This is a genomic window from Mycobacterium sp. 23, from assembly GCF_048287075.1.
Taxonomy (GTDB): Bacteria; Actinomycetota; Actinomycetes; order Mycobacteriales; family Mycobacteriaceae; genus Mycobacterium; species Mycobacterium gordonae_B.
In genome coordinates, this window is sequence record NZ_JBLVUX010000004.1 from 214,174 (window position 1) to 232,290 (window position 18,117).

The following is an 18,117-nucleotide window of genomic DNA, read 5'->3' on the forward strand; positions in this document are numbered from 1 at the left end:
CAACCGTGGAGATTCTCAGTCAGCTTCGAGATGGGTGAATTGGTGTGCTGCGTCGAAGGGTCGCTAGATAGCTGTCCGCCGATCCGCTGTTCGGCCGGCCATGTGATGGCTGTTGGACGGCCACCGCAGCAGAGAACTTCCGGGGGCGGTGGAGTTACCCTTGGCCGCGATTCAGACGTCGTCACTACTTAGCGCAGATTCCGGCGCGGTGGTGACCACCACTACCTCCTCGTCGAGCCGAGGCACTGCCGCATAGCGACAGCTCGGCGGCCCACACTGGCCGACAAACTCCGCAGACCGCGGATTAAGCGCCCCTGGCGCACCACCAGCACTGCCCCCTTCTAACCAACGCCGCTCCCCCAGCGCTCCCTGTCCCTGTCCCTGTCTCTCTATGTCAACCTGACTCAGGACCACTGTGACGGCTTGATTCGGGACCACCTCGGCGAGGAGGTGGTGGCTCAGGCGTCTTCGTAGGCTGTGATCGCGAGCTGCTACCGCGGGTATGGCTGAGCCGGTATGAGGTGGTGCCGGTTTCGATGATGGTGCCGTGGAAGGTGAGTCGGTCGACGATCGCGGCGCAGAGTCGGGGGTCGGTGAAGGTTTTGGTCCAGCCGGAGAAACTCTCGTTGGATGCGATGGCTACTGACGCCTTTTCCTCGCGTTCAGTGAGTACTTGGAACAGCAACTCCGCGCCCCGGCGGTCGAGTTCCATGTAGCCGAGTTCGTCGATACATAAAAGATCGACGCGGCCGTAGCGGGCGATCGTGCGGGCGAGTTGCTTTTCATCGGCGGCCTCGACGAGTTCGTTGACCAGTTTGGTCGCCAGTGTGTAGCGGACGCGGAAGCCTTGCTCGGCGGCGGCGGTGCCCACACCAATGAGCAGGTGGGACTTGCCGGTGCCCGAGTCGCCGATCAGGCAGAGCGGGTCGCCTCGGCGTATCCAATCGCCTTGGGCGACGGTATGTACGGTGGCGGCGTTGATGTTTGGGTTGGCGTCGAAATCGAAGTCGCCCAACCATTTCTGACGTGGAAACCCGGCCGCTGCGACTCGCCGCAAGGTGGATCGGCGGTCCCGGTCATCGCATTCGGCCAGGAGCAGTTCGGCGAGGAAGCCGTGGTAGGTGAGCTGTTCACGCTCGGCGACTTTCACTGCTTCGTCGATCACCGCACGCACGGTCGGCAACCGCAGGCGTCGGCATGCGGAATCGACGGCGGCTTGGGCCGCTTGTGGGGTCATCCCGCGTTGGCGGCGCAGGGTGTTGGTGACTTTCGTGGCCGTGCTCATGATCCAGTCGTTCCTTCCATTCCGTCACCGGGTGGCGGTGTTGGGGGTCTGCGTTGGAGCAGCTCGTCGTAGGCCGCGACGTCAGGCAGCGGCCGGGTGTCGGGTGGCAGGCCGGCGATCACGGTCGCTGGATCAGCCAGGCGGCGCTGGGTCAGACTGACGACCCGGTAATCGACGGTATTGGCATGGTTACCGGCGTGACGGTCTGATTCGAGACCACCACCGGCGGCATGCAGGCGTGCTTCGACCGCGACCACATCCGCTGAAACGGCACCGACCGACAGGGCGGCGTGGATCCCGGCGATCACATCGGTAGCGCGCATGCTGCGGTGCAGCAGCAGCACGTCGATTAGCGAGCGAGTCCCGCCAGCATCGCCGTCGACGCGGCGGGCCTGCTGCCAGAACGCCTCGTGCGCTGCGGTGAAAGTGCCGGCGGCGCGGGCCTGAGCAAGCGCGGTGGAGCCGGGCAACGCGCCGGGTTTGCAGTGCAACACCTCCAGATAGTGGTCGAGGTTGATCGATTGCCCGTTGCGGGTCGTGACGCGTTCATGGCGTGCGGCGATAGTGCGGCCGTCGAAGACGACCAACTCCGAGGCCCGCAGCGACACCCTGACTTTGCGTCCGATCAACCGGGCGGGAACCGAGTACTTCGCCGACCGCGCCGTGATCAGCGCCGACCGGTCCACCCGTGGATGCAGCACCAGCCCCGGGTCGAACCGCTCGGCAGGCAGAGCGGCGAGATGTTCTCGTTCGGTCTGGAAGTCCTGGCCCACGGTGTGCAGCCGGCCGGTGACCCGCCGATGATCCTCACGTGCTTCGCAGCGGCGGATGTAGTCGTTGAGCTCTGACAGCGAGTCCACTTCCGGCATGGGCGTGAGCCAGGTGCGGCGGAAACGTCCGATCTCGCCCTCGACTCCGCCTTTCTCGTGGGCGCCTTTCACTCCCGGCTGGCAGTAGAACGGGTCGAACCCGTAGAACGATCTGAACAGCACCCACCGGTCGTTCTCGACCCTGCCCCGACCGCGGCCGAACACCACCGAGGTGACCGCAGACTTCAAGTTGTCGTAGCGGATATGGCGCACCGGGATGCCGCCGATCACGTCGAATGCTTCGATGTGGCCTTCGAGGAACGCCTCCTGCGACTGAGTCGCATACACCCGATGGACTGCCTTGCCGGACATCGACATTCGGAAAACGAACATGTAGCAGCGGGTTCTGACACCAGCGAGGATGACGTGAACCTCGCCGAAATCAACCTCAGCTTCAGCGCCGGGCGGGTGTTCCTGCGGCACGAACGCTTCCTGCGCCTGCTTACCGGACTCGGCGATGATCTCCGCACGACGGACCCGGACATAGTCACGCACCGACGAATACGACACATCCTCAACGCCGTGTTCATCGGCCAGACGATTGCAAATCCTTGTCGCAGTGTGGCGTTGCTTGCGGGGCGCATCCAGATCGGTCCGCAGCATCGCATCAATCGCAGGTTTGAGCGGGCCCAGTTTCGGCGACTCCCGCACCGGTGTCTTCCGCCTCGGCGGCTCCGGATTCGCCAACGCGTGCCGGACCGTATCCCGGCCAACCTTGTACTTACGAGCAAGCGCCCGAATACCCAAACCCTCGACCCGGGCGTCCCTACGTATCTGGGCGAACAGCTCCACACGACTTCCCATCCGGAACCCTCCGACAGCGAGCCAATAATCGACACGCCAACCGTCGAGGGTGGTCCTGAATCAAACCGTCACAACACACCGGTCTGAAAGAAGGTGGTCCTGAATCAGGCCGTCACACCGGTCCTGAATCAAACTGTCATAGCCACCTGTCCCATGACGAGCGTTCGTCGTTCTGTCCCGGCTGTCGCACGGTCTGGTCTCTGGCACCCCGCCCGTGCCCTCGGGTGCCCATGCTGGGCGTGAGCGCTCATGGCGCATAGGTATCAACGGCTGAACACCACGCGCAGACGCGCGGCCGCGCAGCCAACCACACGGCTTCCAATGACGCCGACCCGTCACGCACTGACGTCTGCGGCAATAGGCCCCCACCAAGCTTGCGTTGCGCCGCCCCCCTCACACTTACTGCCACGCAGGTCACTATCCCGTACAGTGCGATGCCGAAATAGCTTGTCGCTGAGAGTATTCCGCACCCGCCGTCCTCTGTGCGCCCAGGGTTAACGTTGCCAGTTTTCCGCGGAAAACTGGCTCACCGGCGATGAGCTCACCGTGGCACAAATCACTGGCTCTGCGCCCCCACGGTGGCCGCGTCCCATCATCTCGTCGCGCCGCCGATGGACCCGCGTTGCTTTGAGTCCTCACCTGTCACCAGGGTGGCCCCCTCCCCCGTCGTACCCGGGATGTCGCCACACATCGCATTGCTACGGTTCCTAATCTATCCGGCCATAGGGCGAACGTTGGAACGCCGGCAGCCAGGCGAGCGTTCCCTCACGCAAACAGCAGCCCAGGACACTGCTGATCTCGCGCCGCAACGCCTGCGCCTTCCCGTGCCGCTGCTACCAGCTTCCCCGATCACGTCGCGGCCGCACCAGCTCGAAGATCGATTGGTGACCTTTGCCGGTCGAACCCGGTTCACACCGAGGTACGCCCACCCGATGAAGTCGCAACCGATCAACATCAAGGCCAGGCCACGCACATTGCGGTGCGGCCGTCCCAAGCCGTTCAGTCGCGGTGCCGAACCCAGAACCGGCCCCCGACACTCGATTACTCGCAAACCCGGTTTACCGGTCGCCCGATGGCGCCGGCACGATCAGCTTGTGGCCACCTCATCGGTCCGGACACTTGCCTGGCGCAACCGATTGCCAGCGCGACCTTTGAGGTAACACTGCGCGCTTCGGGGTCGAAGCTAAGCGTGCCTCAACAGTTTTCGCAGCTGGTGGACAAGGGTTTTGGCACCGGCGTCACCGAGCTGGTCTCGCAGCGCGGCGGCCAACTCGTCGGGTGCGGTGTCGAATTTGTGCAGGGCTTTACTAATTGACCGCGACGTACGCGACGTCGCCTCTCCCCCACCCCGCCCGTTGCCCTCGGCGCAAGACTTTCCGCCGTCGGCGTCGGTCTCCCGACCCTCTCCGCGGCGGTCCCTGACCGCCGTCCAGCGCGTCACCTGCTGTTCCAGCGGCACCCGCGCCAGCGACCTCGCCTCCCTGATCGCCAAATCACCCCTGCGGGTGGCCTCCTGCAGGGCCGGCGCGAGTTTGAGCAGCGCGCGCCGCTGCGAAACCCATGTCTTACTCTTGCGAAGATGATCGGCCGCGGCGTCGGCGCTGCCGTATTCGCTTACTAGGCTCTCCACCGCTTTGGCCTCCTCAATGACGTCGAACCCGGACCGGTCGACGTTCTCGGATATCACGGCGGTCAGCAGCGTCGCCCGGTCCTTGGCTAGCTCGTCCTTGACCACGACGTCGAGTTCGGGACGGCCGAACTTGTGGGCGGCAGCGAGGCGACGGTTGCCAATAACGACCACCCAACGCGCCGAGATGCTGGTCTCGGGGTAGAGCTTTTCGAAGGCGCCGCGGGTGACCACTACCGCCGGTTGAAGCTGGAACTCGGCTATGGATGCCAGTTCGTCTAGATCACCGACCGAATCGCGGGGGTTGTGCGGATTGGCGATCAGGTCACGTAGTGGTACTGATCGCGTGACCGGCGGTCGCGGACCGGTCGGCCGCGCCTCGCCGTCGACTGAGGAATTGTCGCCGACCGCCTCGACGAGTCCGTCGAAGGTCTTCACACCACCGCGGGCCATTACCGGACACCCACCAGGCTGAGTTCGTCGGCGAGTTCGTAGAAGTCGGAGGCGGCGTTAGCCGCCGTGCCGCTTTGCCTGTACTGCGTGACAACCACGCCCTCGTTGGAGGCATTGGTGTGGATCTTGTAGTGACGCACGACCGTCTTGGCAAGCGGCCAACCCTGGCTCCGCACGAACTTTTGCGTCTGGTCCAGCCAGTGCCCGCCGTCGCGTGGATCCCAGTCGTTAATGAACACCCGGTAGGGGATACCGCGCGGTTGAAGGATTTTGCGGATCGTACGAGCCGTCGGGTCGAAACACATGGGTGCGGTCAGCATCGGGACGATCGCTTCGTCAGTGACGTCCAGGACGGTGCGCAAGGCATCGGCGGAGTACCCGTCGCCCAACCCGTCGCCAGTGGAGTCCGGATCGAGGTCGAACCAGCCGGCGGTGTCGACGTAGACCTCGGCAATGCCGGGGAGGTCGTTGAGTTGACGTAGCCACTCAAGCGGATCGTCGTGAGCTTGCACGAGATGAAAGGGGAGCGCATCAACCCGATTGGCCCACCATTTGGCCGAACCCTGAGGGTCGATCGACACCGCAGCGACCGGCGAGGGCGCGTCAGCGGGGAGGGTGGCCATCAGCTTTTCGGCTCGCACCGCCGCCAGATTGACGGTCACAGTGCTTTTGCCGACACCGCCTTTCTGGTTCAAAATTGTCACAACTCTTGTCATGGGAATGAGACCTTTACCTTCTGCGGCCGCGACTGCGGCCGGCCCGAGATCAACTCCCTAGAGGGTACGATCTGCGCACACATCCAGCATGGCCGACACGCTGACGTTGCGTGAACTATAGTCAGTTTTCCGCGGAAAACTTCGCGCGCACTGACGCTGACGCACGTTGGCAATCCAGCGTCTGATGAGTAGGGTTTCCCACGGGCAGTGGTCTTGACCTGCGGTTATTGTTGAGAGTTGGCCCAGTTTTCCGCGGAAAACTACGGGCCTTCTTCTGAGTAAGTGGGTTGCCGGGGCGGCACCTGTGCGGTCCGACTGCGGCACTCCTCGCGGGGACCTTGCGTCGGCCGCTGGGCAACTTGTGGGTCACTGCGACTGGTCGGCTGTTGGCCGGCGTTATTCGATCGGGCGCAATAACCCCGGAGTGCGATCACGGGTGCCGAGTGTTGGCGGATATCGCTCGGCCTGCGGGGGAGTGGCCGCCACGGCGAAGGGTGCAGCGAGCATTGGTGAGGGCTCCCGTTTGGCGCTGTGGCCGTCGCGGGTCAGCCGCTCTTCAAGCTGGCGGCACTAACCCGCCGCGGCCGGGGTTATGCCAGCCCGCCACGCCGATGAAGTTTCTGCTGAATGGCTTTCTGGACGCCGCGGCAATGGGCTGATCCCCGTAGGCAGTCGCCGTGTCCCCGACAATCCCGGAATCCGGCACGATCGCGGCGCTCGGACGCTCGCTGTCGAGTTGAGGCCTGGCAGCGCCTCAAAGTCGAGCGCTTCAGCCAGCCCGCCACGCGCACTGCGTTGTCTCGGCTAGCGCATGACGCGCTCGTCGAGGGACCCGAGCGTGGCAGTTGGGCGCCGTATTCGGCCCCGCCCGTGGCAATGGGTCCAGATCGTCGCATCCAGCCCGACAGTGATCGGCGATTGGGGGCGGCTTGGCGCGCCGGGACCCAACGCGTCGTTTGGAACAGTGGCTGGCCTGACGAGTGGCCAACGAACATGCGGGCCGACCACGACTTAGTTTGCCGCACCAGCCATCGTCAAACCGGTCATTTGGCGCGCCGCATTCGGGCGCGCCGAGGTCCGCATCGTCCGTACACGACGGCCGTTTGTTACGGTAACTAATGGTCTGCGGTTGGCCTCTGGTCGAGCTGCGCTTCCTCGCGCAGCGCGCGGGTCAGCAGCTCGAGCGCGAACGCCCAGGCGGCGCTGGCTTCTCGCCGGTAATAAACGCGGTCGCCGATTCCTGAGATCCGCGTCACCAGTCCGGCTGCCAGAAGGCTGTTTAGGGGGCCCTGCAGCGAACTTTGGGCCCGCAGTCGCAAACTTTCCACCAAGTCAGTGGGGTTGACAACACCGTCCTCGCTTTGCGCGATTGCCGCCATAAGTGCTAGCCGGTGCCGTTGTCCGAACACCGCGGCGGAGAGTTCCTGCACCCTCTCCGAGTGGGCGTACGACACGCCTCACATGCTATTACGCAATCTACGTTACATGGTACTAGTTACCGGTATTCTGTTACGAGGATTGCGTTATAGCAGCTCAAGCCTCCGGTCGGCTTGATCAACGCTGAAAGGGGAACCGGATCTCATGAGCCAAACAGCTCGTACACCTCGAACCGGCGCGAGCCACCAGGGCGAGGCGCTGCGCCGCAAGAAACGTCAGGGATCTGAAACCCGCAGTATGGGAGCACGGCTTCAGCTTCGCTATGACCCGGACAAGCTCCAAGAACTGGAAGCGGCGGCCGGCAGTGACTTGAACAACCTCATTAGGCGGTGCGGCGACCTTCTTACCGAATTGCTGCCGATCGCCGAGCAGCGGGGGCTGGATCCCGTCGACCTGATCCGTCGCACGGCCTACCAACTTCTCGAAACCCGGGAGCAGCTCTCCGCCTGAACGCGCGCCGGGGCCCGAATATCGGCGCCGACTCTGGGTGATCGGCTTGGCGGCCCGCTGGGGTGAGTTGCTAACGCAGATCGCCGGCCACCGTGCCGTTCTGTCGCCTACGAGTCGCGTCCTGCCACTCAGTAGCACCGTTAGCTGGGGCTCGTACGCTTCGTCAAACCCGAAGTCAACAAACGATACCTACGGGCAAGTCAGACGTAGGTGGGGCGATGGCGGCGGACATGCGAGCCCCCGCAACATCATCGAGCCGGCCGTGTCATCTCACCCCAACGTAAGTGAAGGGCACGTGCAGTTGGGCGGTATGTGGTCGTCCCGACACCGTACGAGTGGTCGGCTGCGGACTTCACCTCGCCGAGAACACCAGCTTGGCGCCCAGGAGGTCGCTGAGTAGCTCGATGGCTCGTTGCTCTTGATCAACGGTGGGGGGCCCGGTAGCCAAGACCGCCGCAAGATACTCCTGCCGATCGGATTCATCTGGTACCTCCGCGATTACGTCGAAGGCTGCACCCCGTCGTCTCGCGTGGTTGCGAGCTTCTTCCCGGATTTCCAGCCAGGCGTGCCAATCGGCGCGTTGGCGCTGGTGGCGGGCGATGCGGGTGGCGCGCAGTTCGTTGAGGCGGTGAGCCGCGGCGATCTGGTCCAGGCTGGTCGGTCCCGGCGCCACGGTGCCGTGGGTCCGGGTAATCAGTCCCGCGGTAGCCAGCGCCGCCAGCGTGGTGTAGCCGCTACTAGAGCCGACGTGAGCGGCAGCGAAGACCTCTGCGGGTGTATTGAGCCGGCGGTGGACGATGAGCTCGTAGACGCGCCGGTGACGGTGTCCGACGACTTTCCACGCCAGATGGACGTCCTCAACGCGGGTTACCGCGACCGCCCGTTCAGGGATGTGCAACACATTCTGACGGGTCAGCGCGTAGTAGTCAGGCTCGCGACCCTGGGCGACGCGAGTGCGCACCAAGGGAGAGCCAGGCAGATCCCGGGTGTCACGGAGAAACTGCCAGACAGTGGTCTCCGCGATGAGTCCGGCGGCCACAGACAACGACCGTCCCCCGACTCCCACCACCGGAACCCCGTTAATGACCTGCCCAGCGCGCACCGCATAGCTCGCCAGCGCCTGGTACACCGCCGCCCCAATCCACCGGTAGGGGTGGCCGGGGTACTCACGTTCGATCCAGGCGACAGCGTTCGCCAGCCACCGCCGATGGAGCTCGGGGCCCCTGCCCACCCCCCGTGTGTGAACTTTTAGATCTTGTGCGCAGACTGGCCGGAAATTGGGGGCGTTTGCAGCGGCCCAGGTCAGGGCTTTATGGAAATCGCGGGTCAGGGCGGCTTGGGCGTTGGCGTGATAGCGGCGATAGGCGCCTCCCAGGCCGGTGTGCCAGGGTCTGCCCGGGGTGATCAGGGCCGCGATGGTGGTCAGGCTGTGGCCGTGCAGCGCTGCGTGGGCGAGGACGGACTGGCGGGCTTCGGAGTGGCTTGGCCAGGTGGTGTCGGGCGGCAAGACGCCGGTGGCGGCGTATGCAGTGATGCGGGCCGGGAGGTCACCGGCGCGTGTGTGTTCCGGCGCCAGACGGGCGTGACCGCCGGTGCCGATGATCGCCGCACCGGGTAAGACGGTGGCCGGGTTGCGGCCGCGGCCAGGTAAGGGCGCCAGCGCGCCCAGGAGCAGGTTGAGCCGCGGGAGCAGGGCTGGATCGGAGCGCTGTGTGAAGGCTTCGACGGCGGCGCTGAGGGGTCCGTCGAGACGCCGGTGGCCCCCGCCGCGACAAGGGGAGCCCGGTGCGGTGATGCAGCCGGTTTTGGGGTTGGTCATGGGCGTCTTGTCGAGGCTGGGTAGGCGCGCTTCTAGCAGCCGCAGCAGCGGGAGCAGTTCCTCGACGGTGGCCGAAGTGCCGACGGCCAGCGGGACCAGGATGTGGCGTCCACCGCTGGTGGAGCGGTCGGTGACGGCGCGCCCGCCGGCTTCGGTGATCCAGGTCAGGGCGCGGGTGAAGTCGGCGTCTACGGTGGCCGGTTCGTGGCGTTTGGTATCGAAGTCCAGTGCCAGGACCTGGGTGCGTCCGTACAGGTAGAGCGCGACGGCCGCGGGCTGGCGGGGCAGCCGGGTGCTCAGGGGGGCGCTGCGATCGAATTTGCCGGTGGCGGCGTTCCAGGTCCGCACCGTGGGGCGGGCCGCTAGCAGCGGGGCCAGCGTTTTCCAGGTAGCGGCGGGGTCGCAGGCCAGAGCGCTGGAGGTGGCGGGCACGTCAGGCGGAGGGGGTAAGCCGCGGGGTAGCGAGCGGGCGCAGGCGCCCCCGGGTATCGAGGTGCACCCAGTGGCGTTGGCGCCACCACAGCGCGACGGTGCTCGCGCAGCTGCGGGGGTCAAGGATGTAGCCGAGGTCCAGCGCGGTCGGCAGGGCGGTGTGCTCGATGAGGTCGATGCAGTTGGCGCAGGCGGCAAGGGCTTCGGCGGGGCTGCTCAGTAGGCTGATGGCGCGGCGGCGGCGGCGAGGGAAGACAGCGGTCTGTGTGTAGGTGCAGGCCGGTGCCATGATCTCGCAGTGCCCGCTAGCGCGTGCGGTGATCAGCGCGGCGACCGCGGGTGGCGCACCCGCGGTGCACAGGGCACCGACGCGGCGTACCCGTGCCGCCCGCATCGCTTTCGGCGAGACAACCGGGCCTTCGACAACCGGGCCTTGGAGCGCACCTTGCTGGGTGGTGGATGGGTCAGGGTGCGGCAGGGCCAGCAGTTGTGATTTGTCAGCGAAGTCACCGTCGATCCAGACCCCCGCCCACATGCCGTAGGCGGGTCGTGTGCGCCGTGCCTCGGCTGCACAGTGGGCGAGGGCCGGGCAGGTGCGGCAGGCGCGCGCGGTGTGGCCGCGGCTGCTCGGGTCGAGCCAGTCGGCGGGGTTCTGGGCGCACGGTGTGCCTGGGTAACGTCGGATCTTGTGGTTCACGAGGGTGTCCTCTATCGTGAAACCTGCCTGGCTAGGCGTGGTTTCTGCTTGTCGGAAGCCCAAATCCGGAGTCGCTAGCTCCGGTGGCAGGTGTCCCCGCTTCGGCGGGGATTTCTGCTTCGGGGGCCTATGAAGTTGTGCATCCTCTGATGGGACCGGATCGCCCTCCTATTACCGGTGAACGTGGTGTCGGTGGGACAAGAGTGGCACGAGTGCGCGGTATACCGCGCACGACACGCCGCGCGGTATACCGCGCACATGCTGTGGTGGGGCACGGTTCTCACACCGTAACCGGCATGCACCGGCCCAGACCACAACGGCAGCAAACTGTTTCCCGGCATGCACGAGCCGCAGGGCCCTGTCGCGGCTAAGGGCCTGAAATTGGTCAGGGTGACCTCGCTACTCTTTCGAACGCGACCGATCTGGGTCGGCGAGCCCGCTGGGATTGACCCCATCCCGTTTGTGACGTCCAGGTGCATCAGCGCCATCGCCGCCTGCTGTAGGAGCGTCGCGAATTGGTGTGCCTCGCCCGTCGCTTTGGGGTCGACCCCGGCGGTAGCGTTTTTTCAGTCAGTGCGTGGATGTCTGTGATCAGGCGGAAGTAGGGGAGCCGGTGGGATTTTTGGAGGATTTGGAGGACCTTCTCCGCCCGGTTCTTGCTGGTGTCGACGCAATTTTCGGCGACGACGACGATCGGCGGCCGCCGCGTGAGCGGGCCCGGGATGTGGTGCCTCGGGGGTGGGTAGGTGGGCCGCCGCACGTTGCGAGGCCGCCTTGGGACGCCTCGGGTGGGTTGCACTGGGGGGCGGATCAGGCGGGTGGAGCGTACCGGCAGAGCAGCGGGGCGGTGGCAGCTACCGATGAGAAATTAGCCAAGCTGCTTAAAGAGATCTTCACGACCAACGACGAAACACGGGCTCGGGTCGGTGAGCTGGTCGCCGGTATTCAGGCTGCTCATCAGAAAATCATGACCGATCCGGCGATGTCGAAAGACCCTCAGGCACTGTCGTTGTTCAACACGATGCTGGATCAGCATTTGGCCGAGATTCAGCGCCTACTCAACAGCGCCAAGGTGGACAGCAAGAGGCAGGCCGAATTGCTGGCCGCGCTGGGCGATGAGTACCGCGAGACCAGCGGTGAGTCCCGCAAGGGTCCCGCGGATGGCAGTAGGGGCGGGCCAGGCGGTGCCGATGCCGCTGGTTCTGGTAGCGGTGGCGGAGCCGATGGTGGCGGAGCCGCTGGCGGAGGTGCGGGTGTTGACCCGGGGGCCGGCGCGACCGGTGGGGTGACTGATCCTCTGGCAGGAATGGGCGGATTGCCTGGGATGATGAGTGATCCGTCGTCAATGCTGGGCCCGGCGTTGGGGGCTTTGGGTTCGCTGCCCGGGATGTTGGGTGGGGCGGGAGGTTCCTTGCCGATGGATGCATTGGGTGCGCTGGCGCCACTAGCGGGGGCGATGAGCAGCCACGCTGGCAGCGGTGAGGGGCTCAACGACGGCGAGTCCCATGAGCGCGGCGAGCCTGCTGATTTCGTTGATGACCATCATGGTCACGAAGAGAAATCTGAGGTCGCCGAGGGCCACGGCAAAAGTGACAGTGATACGAAGGCCGACGCCGCGGTAGGGGGAAGCGCGGGTGCGCAGCCGGCCGCACACCCCGCAGATGCGGCGGCCGCACCGGCCAGCGCGCCAGGAGGCGATGGGAGTCTGGTGGTGCAAATGCCTGATGGCACGCCGGTGAGCACGACGTCCGCGCAACACGCCGCGGTGGTGCGCGCGGTACTCAATGGGGCCTCGGTCACTGATGCGTGGAAGCCGTATGCGCAGCTGCCCCCGCCAGGGACGCCGGTGACGGCGCCAACGGATCCCAGCCATCTGGTGCCTGGTCAGGTCGCTCAGTGCAAAAGTCGCGAGCCAATCATTTACATGGGGAATGGCAAGATTTGGCTCGATGGACAGCTTCAACCGCAGAGCGCATTGCCCGCCGGAGAATTTCTGGGGTGGGAGGACCCGACCCAGTTCGGTACGGGCACAACGACGCACGTACCCGCAGCGGCGGCGCCCGGTGTGTCGGCGCCGACTGTTGCAGCGGGTGCCTAAATGTATGTCGATGGAGCGAGGATCACGGTGATCAATGAGATCGTCGAGTGGTCCCGCGATGGTGCGCTGATGGTCAAGATGTCCGACGAGTCTGGCCTTGATGTGCAGGTGCAGCTGGAGCCGGCTGCGACGTCGTGGCCGGCTGAGGTGCTGGCTGATCGCATTGCACGGTTGCACCGGTTGGCGCTGATGCAGTTACGCGCCCAGGCGCGGGTGCGTAGCGGCGAGGAGTCCGGCGCGCAATGGTCGGTGACCGCGGGCTATCCGAGTGTGGCCGAGGTGCAGGAGTACCGGCAGACGATCGATTTTTGACTGGTCGCGGCCCAGACATGGGGCGGCGCAGCGCTTTAAGGTTGATGAATACGCAGTTCAGAGACCGGAGGTACCTGCCAGTGGCCAACGATGTGTCGGTGAATTACGACGAGTGGGACCAGCACGCGCAATGGTGGGAAAGCGAAGCTCCCCGCGTCCGGGAGATGCTTGACGCCAGTCCGGAAACCTTGGAACGGGCCCGGTCGATGTTCGGGCGGATCGGCTCGTCGACGGTGGGCGCAGCGTTGCAGGAGGTGCTACAGGCTCGCGCGGAGGCCGGCCATACGCTTGGTCGCTACTGCGAGGAGGTGGCCGGACACATTAACCGCAGCGTCGCCACTTACCGTGACGCTGAGGAGCGCAACCAGCGCACGCTGAGCACCTGAGCACGGGGTTGCGGCGGTGTCGGACTCGGTGCGGGTAGACCCAGGGACGCTCAGGGGTGCGGCCGGGCAGACTGGTGCCGTAGCGCACGCGGCGCTCCCGCACACCGACCAGGTGCAGCCGTGCGCGCCCGATCATGTGTCGGTGGCCGCGAGTTCCCGGTTCAGTGCCGCGGTCAGTGTGGCCCGCCGCTACACCACGATCGCCAACGCGCTGGCCCAGCGCTACGGGGTCATGTTGCAGACCAGCGCCGCGACCTACGACGCTCAAGAGTCGGTATCGGCGGCGAGCTTAGGCATCGGTGGAGCCGGGCCGGTGCCTGCATCGACACCCGTTCCTTGGGTGGATATCGATGCTGTCGCTACTCGGGTGGGCGGCGGCGGGGTGTCGGCGCCGGCTGGTGAGGTGCCGGCCGCGCCGCGCGACATCGCGCGGCTAATTGAGGCCGGCCGCACCGGTGGGGGGATGCAGGCGTGGCAGGCGGTGGAGACCAGCTTGCGTAGCGAGGCCGGGCAGCTCGAGCAGGCCGCCGCCCAGTTGGGGGCGGCGATCGCGGCGACCGAGGCTAGTTGGGATGCGGCCAGTGCGCAGGCGGCGACTGCGCGGTTACGCACCTTGCAGGCCTGGTATGAGGGCCATGCGCGCCACGTCGCGGGCTTGGCGCAGCAGGCATCGACGCATGTGCAGAATTTTCAACGCGCGAGCACCGCGATCCCGACTTACCGGCAAGTGGTGGCGGGGGAGCGCGAGTTGCAGACAGCGGTGCAGGCCAATATCGCGGCTGGGGGGATGCGCCGCGAGGCGGTCGTGCACGCCCAGGTGAAGGTCGCCGGCCTGTATCAGGCCTCGACCGCGGGGTTTAGCAGCTACAGTTTCGCCGAGGCGGTGCCAGGTCCTGGCCCGGGCGCGCCGGTGCCGCCGCCGGGAGCCGCACCGGACAGTCCTGATGTGCAGCGAGCTAAGGCCCCGGGTGGCACGCCGGTGACCACCAAGCCCGATCCCGCGGCCGCCGGCGCCCCGTTAGAGCCGGTGCAGCAAGGCCCGGCGGCGGGGGAGAGCATGCTCAGTGGTGGGCCGAGCTGGCCGCCGACCGACGTGGATCCGACACAAGGCGGTCGCCCCTTGCTGGAGACGGTGACTGACGTTGGTGCAGGAGCGGCGCCGATGCTGGTCCCGGGAATTATCGGCGGGGTGGTCGGCGGTCTTGGCGGTGTTCTGGGTGGGCTGGCGGGGCCGGCGGGCAAAGCGTTGCAAGGGGTCCAGCAGGCCACAGCGCCGATGATGAGTGGCCTAGGCCAACACCCCGGGGGTGGAGCACCGTCCGGTGGGCAGTCGCCACCAGAGTCCCCGGAATCGCTCGGCGAGCCAGAAGCGGGCTCTGGAATCGGCGGCAGCGGGGGCGGAGAGACCGCGCCGGCCAGTGACGGCGGGGCGATGGCCGCGCCCGCTCCGTTGGCTGCTGCCCCGGAGGCGGCGGCTCCCGCGCCGGCGCCGGCGGCGCCCGCAGCGGCGCCGGCATCGGCAGAACCGACCCCCGCGGTAGGGGCGATGGGGTCGATGTTGCCGCCGATGGGTGGGCGCGGCGGCAGCGGTTCGGGGCCGCACAACAAGCAGCTGTATCAGGACCGCAAGCTGCAGGTGGTGGTACCGCCGAACAGTGAGCCGGTCAAGAACCGTCGAGAAGGGCGTAACAAAGACGATGACAGAGAGCGCGATAAATCGCGCGGGCAGCAACCCAATGCCCGCAAGTGATGCTGACGCCGTCGCTGCGATCGAGAAGCAAATTGAGATGGTCCGCGCTGCGCTTGCTGAGTTCAACGCCGACTGCCAGCGCCGCGCCAACGAATTGGGGCCCTTCGGTGAGGAGGTCCAGGTGACTATTGAGCGAGATGGCTACATCGAGGACCTGTACATCGACCCGACCGTTTTGACTCGCTACACCCACATCGAGCTAGAGGATCTGATCACCGACGTGCTGCGCGGCGGTTCCGAGCGAATGTATACGGTCCTCAACGAGGCGTTTGACCAGCACATCGGGCCGGAGGATTCACCGGTGCGTGAACTGTTGCGGTAAACCCGCACCCGGCGCTTGAGTCGAGCCGCCAGTTATTCACGGCCTCTCGCGGGTACGCCGCGCCGCGCCGCCACATGCGCCTCAAACTGGGCGATCTGGGCGGCGATCTCCTGGGCGCGCCGCTGGGCCGACCGGGCCCGGATCAGCGCAAGCTGCTGGCCGACCTGAGTGCGACCCGGGCCGGCCAGCGCCTGGCGGGCAATGTCTCTGGCCTGGGCGGTCGCCGCCGGTTCGTCCTCGACGATGACCTCAGCGGCCCCGAATGACTCGGCGTAGCGGGCGTCGTCGTAGCAGGCCGGGCGCTGGTCTAGGTTGTCAGGGCCGTGCCAGGCCAGGATCGCCCCGAGTAGACCAATCGGTTTGTGGGGACTGTCCGCGATCCAGTGCCCCACGCCCAGCCAGTCGGTCACGAGCTGATTGAGGTCACGCGGGGTCCAGCCGTGGCGTGCGGGGCAGCCAACAGGCGCGCCCACGCGGCCGGGGTGTGCCGTTGGCACCACTGGGGCGCCGACGGATGGCTTCGCCAGGCTAGGGCCAGTGCCTGGCCTGCCTGGTCTGGGCCCCTGCGGCGCTGTGCGCCGCGTTGCCGGCGGCCGGTAGGCCGGCGGTGGGTGGTAGTGAGTTCAAGAGAAGGTTCTTGAAGAGATCGAAAACGACCACTACGTGGGTGGGGTGACACGCTGTGGATGATCGCGGTGAGCTGGCGGTTGTCGTGCAAGGCCCAGACCGAGGCCCAGCCGCGGGCGCGGTCTCCGACCCGCCAGGAGGCGAACCGCTCGGCGCGGGTACGTTGGCGGCCGCGCAGCACCTCAGTAGCGACTCCGAGTAGCCGCAGGGCCTCATCGGCGCGTTGCACCGTGCGCACGGTGTAGCAGGTGTCGCGGGCGAGCCGTTCGTTGGTGGGCCGGCAGTTACGGCCGGTGCGGTAATCGGCGTAGCGGGCCCGGGCGGCGGCGATGACGACGAGGGCGGTGCGGCTAATGCCGCCGTTGCACATCAGCGGGCGGATGTCAGCGTAGTGCAGGTCGTAGGCGATCGGCACGGTCCAGTGCGCCCACCGTGCCGCGTGCCCGCTCCAGCACGGCACGCCGCGGTAAGTGTCAGCACCCAGGTCGAGCAGGATCGCGGCTAGCGTGCCGGTGCTGAACTCGCGGCAGCCGTCCGCGATCAGGGCTGTGGCCCGGGGCCCTGTACGGGCCACACCGCGGCGCGGCCTTTGCGCAGTACACCCGCGATACGCACCAGCAGCGCTGTCCGCATGCGTCGAGGAGAAAAGTGGATCACGGTGCGCAGCAGAGCCTGGAACCGAGCCCAGATATGCGCTACCGTGAGACGAGACCTCCAAGTCACGTCCCTTTCAAGGGCAACGGGTGCGGACCCGGAACCGAGTTGGCGCTCGGTTCGAAGCCGTAAGACTGGGCCCCGCTTCGGCGGGGCCTGCGTCATGTCAAGAGAGTGGTTGTTTCCGCACCGCGATATTCAGCTGTCGTCATCTGCCCAGCCGCGCAAACTGTCGTTCAGTGGGACGGGTTTCTGCTGGGCTCCGCGATTACATCGCCAGGGGCATAACCTCTGGGTTCTTGTGGAGTTCGCGGACCAGACCCTCGCGGTCGTAGCGGCAGGCCAGGACGTCGGCGACGAGATGGGACATTCTGATGCCTCGCGCGGCGGCTCGGGCTTTGACGTCCTGGTGTACCTCTTCAACGGGGCGGCACAGGATGAGTTTGCGTTGACCCTCATATCGTTGAGCCACGGCGCGACCCTCAGGGATAGTGGGCATCGGACCCGTCGAGGCCTCGCGATGCTCTGGTAATGGCTCCACGTCCTCTACCTGCGATTTCTCGCTGTTCACGCCGAAACGTGTCTCAGTGACAGTCGGGGCGGGGGATTCGGGCTTCGGCGGGATGGGCATAGAGGTGCCCGATTAGTTCCAACCATTGGCAGGCATCTTCGCGGCGCGCGGTAAGAAGGTGCGTGGCGGGCATCAGCGCCGCTGGCGCGCCGACGCGGGCCAGCGCGGCACTCATGTAGAGCCGCCAATGGGTGTGACCGGGCGGCTTGTAGGCCCCACACAGCACCGAATCATCGGCATCCAGGAGCGTGATCCGCTGCGTGCCGTTCTCATCGACGCTCGACACGACCGGGCACACTTGGACCGCGGTACTCATGCCGCACCGGCGATACCACCGATTGGGAAGTCCTGGACAGCGAAGGGATCGGGCAGCGGCGCAACAGCGACATCGCCGATCTCCCAGCGTCGGCGCGCCTCGAACTGCTCAGCCAGGCGGGTGTAAACACCCGCGAGCTGCGTTGGGTACTGACCGGGCAACGACATCCCGCCCCAAATCCCGTGCGTTGCACCGGAAGCCACTGCGTTGTAACTGCAGCGTCCCCGAAATGGGCACTCCGCGCAGCGGGCGACGGCGCGCGATCTGCGGTTCGGGTTGAAAAACAATTCCGGATCCTCGCGACACGCCAGGTCCTGCTCGGTGTGGAACAGGCGCACCTCAGCGCGTAGCCGAGACGAATCCGACGGCCGGGGGGTGCGGGCGCTGGGGGGGGTTGTCATGGAAAGTCCTCCTGTGCTTCGGTGCGGAAGGCCATCCGGCCACCGCCCCAGGGTTTCTTCACCAGCACCTCTTACCGGTGAATTACCGGTA

General features: G+C 66.2%; 18 protein-coding genes. 6 read left to right on the plus strand and 12 right to left on the minus strand.

All coding sequences use genetic code 11. From position 1 onward, the window contains the following. Positions 1–394: 394 nt before the first annotated feature. The 5 genes from istB to ACNQS7_RS01225 all read right to left on the minus strand — a co-directional run bounded on the left by istB (position 395) and on the right by ACNQS7_RS01225 (position 7,208). A complete protein-coding gene (gene istB, locus ACNQS7_RS01205) occupies positions 395–1,285 on the minus strand; it encodes an IS21-like element helper ATPase IstB (protein ID WP_082275278.1) in 891 nt (296 codons plus the stop codon). Further along, positions 1,282–2,958, minus strand: coding sequence for an IS21 family transposase (istA, locus tag ACNQS7_RS01210; protein ID WP_055578112.1), 1,677 nt, complete (start codon positions 2,956–2,958; stop codon positions 1,282–1,284). Before istA ends, istB begins: the two co-directional genes overlap by 4 nt. Before the next feature lie 1,183 nt (positions 2,959–4,141). Continuing rightward, positions 4,142–5,038, minus strand: a complete 897-nt coding sequence (locus tag ACNQS7_RS01215; protein ID WP_055581630.1) for a ParB/RepB/Spo0J family partition protein — start codon at positions 5,036–5,038, stop codon at positions 4,142–4,144. Continuing rightward, a complete protein-coding gene (locus ACNQS7_RS01220; RefSeq protein ID WP_055581631.1) occupies positions 5,038–5,754 on the minus strand; it encodes a ParA family protein in 717 nt (238 codons plus the stop codon). The genes ACNQS7_RS01215 and ACNQS7_RS01220 overlap by 1 nt, the downstream gene beginning before the upstream one ends. A gap of 1,115 nt (positions 5,755–6,869) precedes the next feature. Continuing rightward, a complete protein-coding gene (locus tag ACNQS7_RS01225) occupies positions 6,870–7,208 on the minus strand; it encodes an ArsR family transcriptional regulator (RefSeq protein ID WP_231752689.1) in 339 nt (112 codons plus the stop codon). A 127-nt stretch (positions 7,209–7,335) separates the two neighbouring features. Here ACNQS7_RS01225 and ACNQS7_RS01230 point away from each other — a divergent pair, with 127 nt between their 5' ends. Next, entirely contained in the window at positions 7,336–7,641 is a 306-nt protein-coding gene (locus tag ACNQS7_RS01230; RefSeq protein ID WP_055581633.1) for a hypothetical protein, read from the plus strand. Between the two features lie 352 nt (positions 7,642–7,993). Here the strand turns inward: ACNQS7_RS01230 and ACNQS7_RS01235 are convergent, their stop codons facing one another. Both ACNQS7_RS01235 and ACNQS7_RS01240 read right to left on the minus strand, forming a co-directional pair. Beyond that, positions 7,994–9,892 (minus strand): hypothetical protein, encoded by a 1,899-nt coding sequence (locus ACNQS7_RS01235; protein ID WP_418011119.1) that lies wholly within the window; start codon positions 9,890–9,892, stop codon positions 7,994–7,996. Position 9,893: 1 nt separating this feature from the next. Next, positions 9,894–10,589 (minus strand): WhiB family transcriptional regulator, encoded by a 696-nt coding sequence (locus ACNQS7_RS01240; RefSeq protein ID WP_055581635.1) that lies wholly within the window; start codon positions 10,587–10,589, stop codon positions 9,894–9,896. A gap of 847 nt (positions 10,590–11,436) precedes the next feature. On the opposite strand from ACNQS7_RS01240, the gene ACNQS7_RS01245 reads away from it, so the two are divergent. From ACNQS7_RS01245 to ACNQS7_RS01265, 5 genes are all read left to right on the plus strand, one after another. Further along, positions 11,437–12,687 (plus strand): DUF4226 domain-containing protein, encoded by a 1,251-nt coding sequence (locus ACNQS7_RS01245; protein ID WP_055581636.1) that lies wholly within the window; start codon positions 11,437–11,439, stop codon positions 12,685–12,687. After that, complete coding sequence (locus tag ACNQS7_RS01250) at positions 12,688–12,999, plus strand: hypothetical protein (protein ID WP_055581637.1); 312 nt, start codon at positions 12,688–12,690, stop codon at positions 12,997–12,999. It begins immediately after the preceding gene. 80 nt (positions 13,000–13,079) lie between these two features. Next, positions 13,080–13,385, plus strand: coding sequence for a type VII secretion target (locus tag ACNQS7_RS01255; protein WP_156452903.1), 306 nt, complete (start codon positions 13,080–13,082; stop codon positions 13,383–13,385). A 16-nt stretch (positions 13,386–13,401) separates the two neighbouring features. Then, positions 13,402–15,135, plus strand: coding sequence for a PE family protein (locus ACNQS7_RS01260; RefSeq protein WP_082977864.1), 1,734 nt, complete (start codon positions 13,402–13,404; stop codon positions 15,133–15,135). Then, positions 15,122–15,457, plus strand: a complete 336-nt coding sequence (locus ACNQS7_RS01265) for a hypothetical protein (protein WP_055581640.1) — start codon at positions 15,122–15,124, stop codon at positions 15,455–15,457. The genes ACNQS7_RS01260 and ACNQS7_RS01265 overlap by 14 nt, the downstream gene beginning before the upstream one ends. 32 nt (positions 15,458–15,489) lie before the next feature. On the opposite strand, the gene ACNQS7_RS01270 is transcribed toward ACNQS7_RS01265, so the two are convergent. The 5 genes from ACNQS7_RS01270 to ACNQS7_RS01290 all read right to left on the minus strand — a co-directional run bounded on the left by ACNQS7_RS01270 (position 15,490) and on the right by ACNQS7_RS01290 (position 18,026). Next, positions 15,490–15,867, minus strand: a complete 378-nt coding sequence (locus tag ACNQS7_RS01270; RefSeq protein WP_063892970.1) for a hypothetical protein — start codon at positions 15,865–15,867, stop codon at positions 15,490–15,492. Next, the gene (locus tag ACNQS7_RS01275; protein ID WP_063892971.1) at positions 15,864–16,658 is read right to left on the minus strand and encodes a hypothetical protein; all 795 of its coding nucleotides are present in this window, start codon (positions 16,656–16,658) and stop codon (positions 15,864–15,866) included. Before ACNQS7_RS01275 ends, ACNQS7_RS01270 begins: the two co-directional genes overlap by 4 nt. A 348-nt stretch (positions 16,659–17,006) precedes the next feature. Further along, the gene (locus ACNQS7_RS01280) at positions 17,007–17,210 is read right to left on the minus strand and encodes a toxin-antitoxin system (protein ID WP_082658974.1); all 204 of its coding nucleotides are present in this window, start codon (positions 17,208–17,210) and stop codon (positions 17,007–17,009) included. Between the two features lie 112 nt (positions 17,211–17,322). Next, positions 17,323–17,595, minus strand: a complete 273-nt coding sequence (locus ACNQS7_RS01285; protein WP_133450227.1) for a hypothetical protein — start codon at positions 17,593–17,595, stop codon at positions 17,323–17,325. Between the two features lie 26 nt (positions 17,596–17,621). Continuing rightward, positions 17,622–18,026, minus strand: coding sequence for a WhiB family transcriptional regulator (locus ACNQS7_RS01290; protein WP_133450228.1), 405 nt, complete (start codon positions 18,024–18,026; stop codon positions 17,622–17,624). Positions 18,027–18,117: the final 91 nt, after the last annotated feature.

Coding starts and splice junctions, on each gene's coding strand:
- ACNQS7_RS01220 (WP_055581631.1), bottom strand. CDS start 5,754: ATGACAAGAGTTGTGACAATTTTGAACCAGAAAGGCGGTGTCGGCAAA.
- ACNQS7_RS01230 (WP_055581633.1), top strand. CDS start 7,336: ATGAGCCAAACAGCTCGTACACCTCGAACCGGCGCGAGCCACCAGGGC.
- ACNQS7_RS01265 (WP_055581640.1), top strand. CDS start 15,122: ATGCCCGCAAGTGATGCTGACGCCGTCGCTGCGATCGAGAAGCAAATT.
- ACNQS7_RS01250 (WP_055581637.1), top strand. CDS start 12,688: ATGTATGTCGATGGAGCGAGGATCACGGTGATCAATGAGATCGTCGAG.
- istA (WP_055578112.1), bottom strand. CDS start 2,958: ATGGGAAGTCGTGTGGAGCTGTTCGCCCAGATACGTAGGGACGCCCGG.
- ACNQS7_RS01290 (WP_133450228.1), bottom strand. CDS start 18,026: ATGACAACCCCCCCCAGCGCCCGCACCCCCCGGCCGTCGGATTCGTCT.
- istB (WP_082275278.1), bottom strand. CDS start 1,285: ATGAGCACGGCCACGAAAGTCACCAACACCCTGCGCCGCCAACGCGGG.
- ACNQS7_RS01215 (WP_055581630.1), bottom strand. CDS start 5,038: ATGGCCCGCGGTGGTGTGAAGACCTTCGACGGACTCGTCGAGGCGGTC.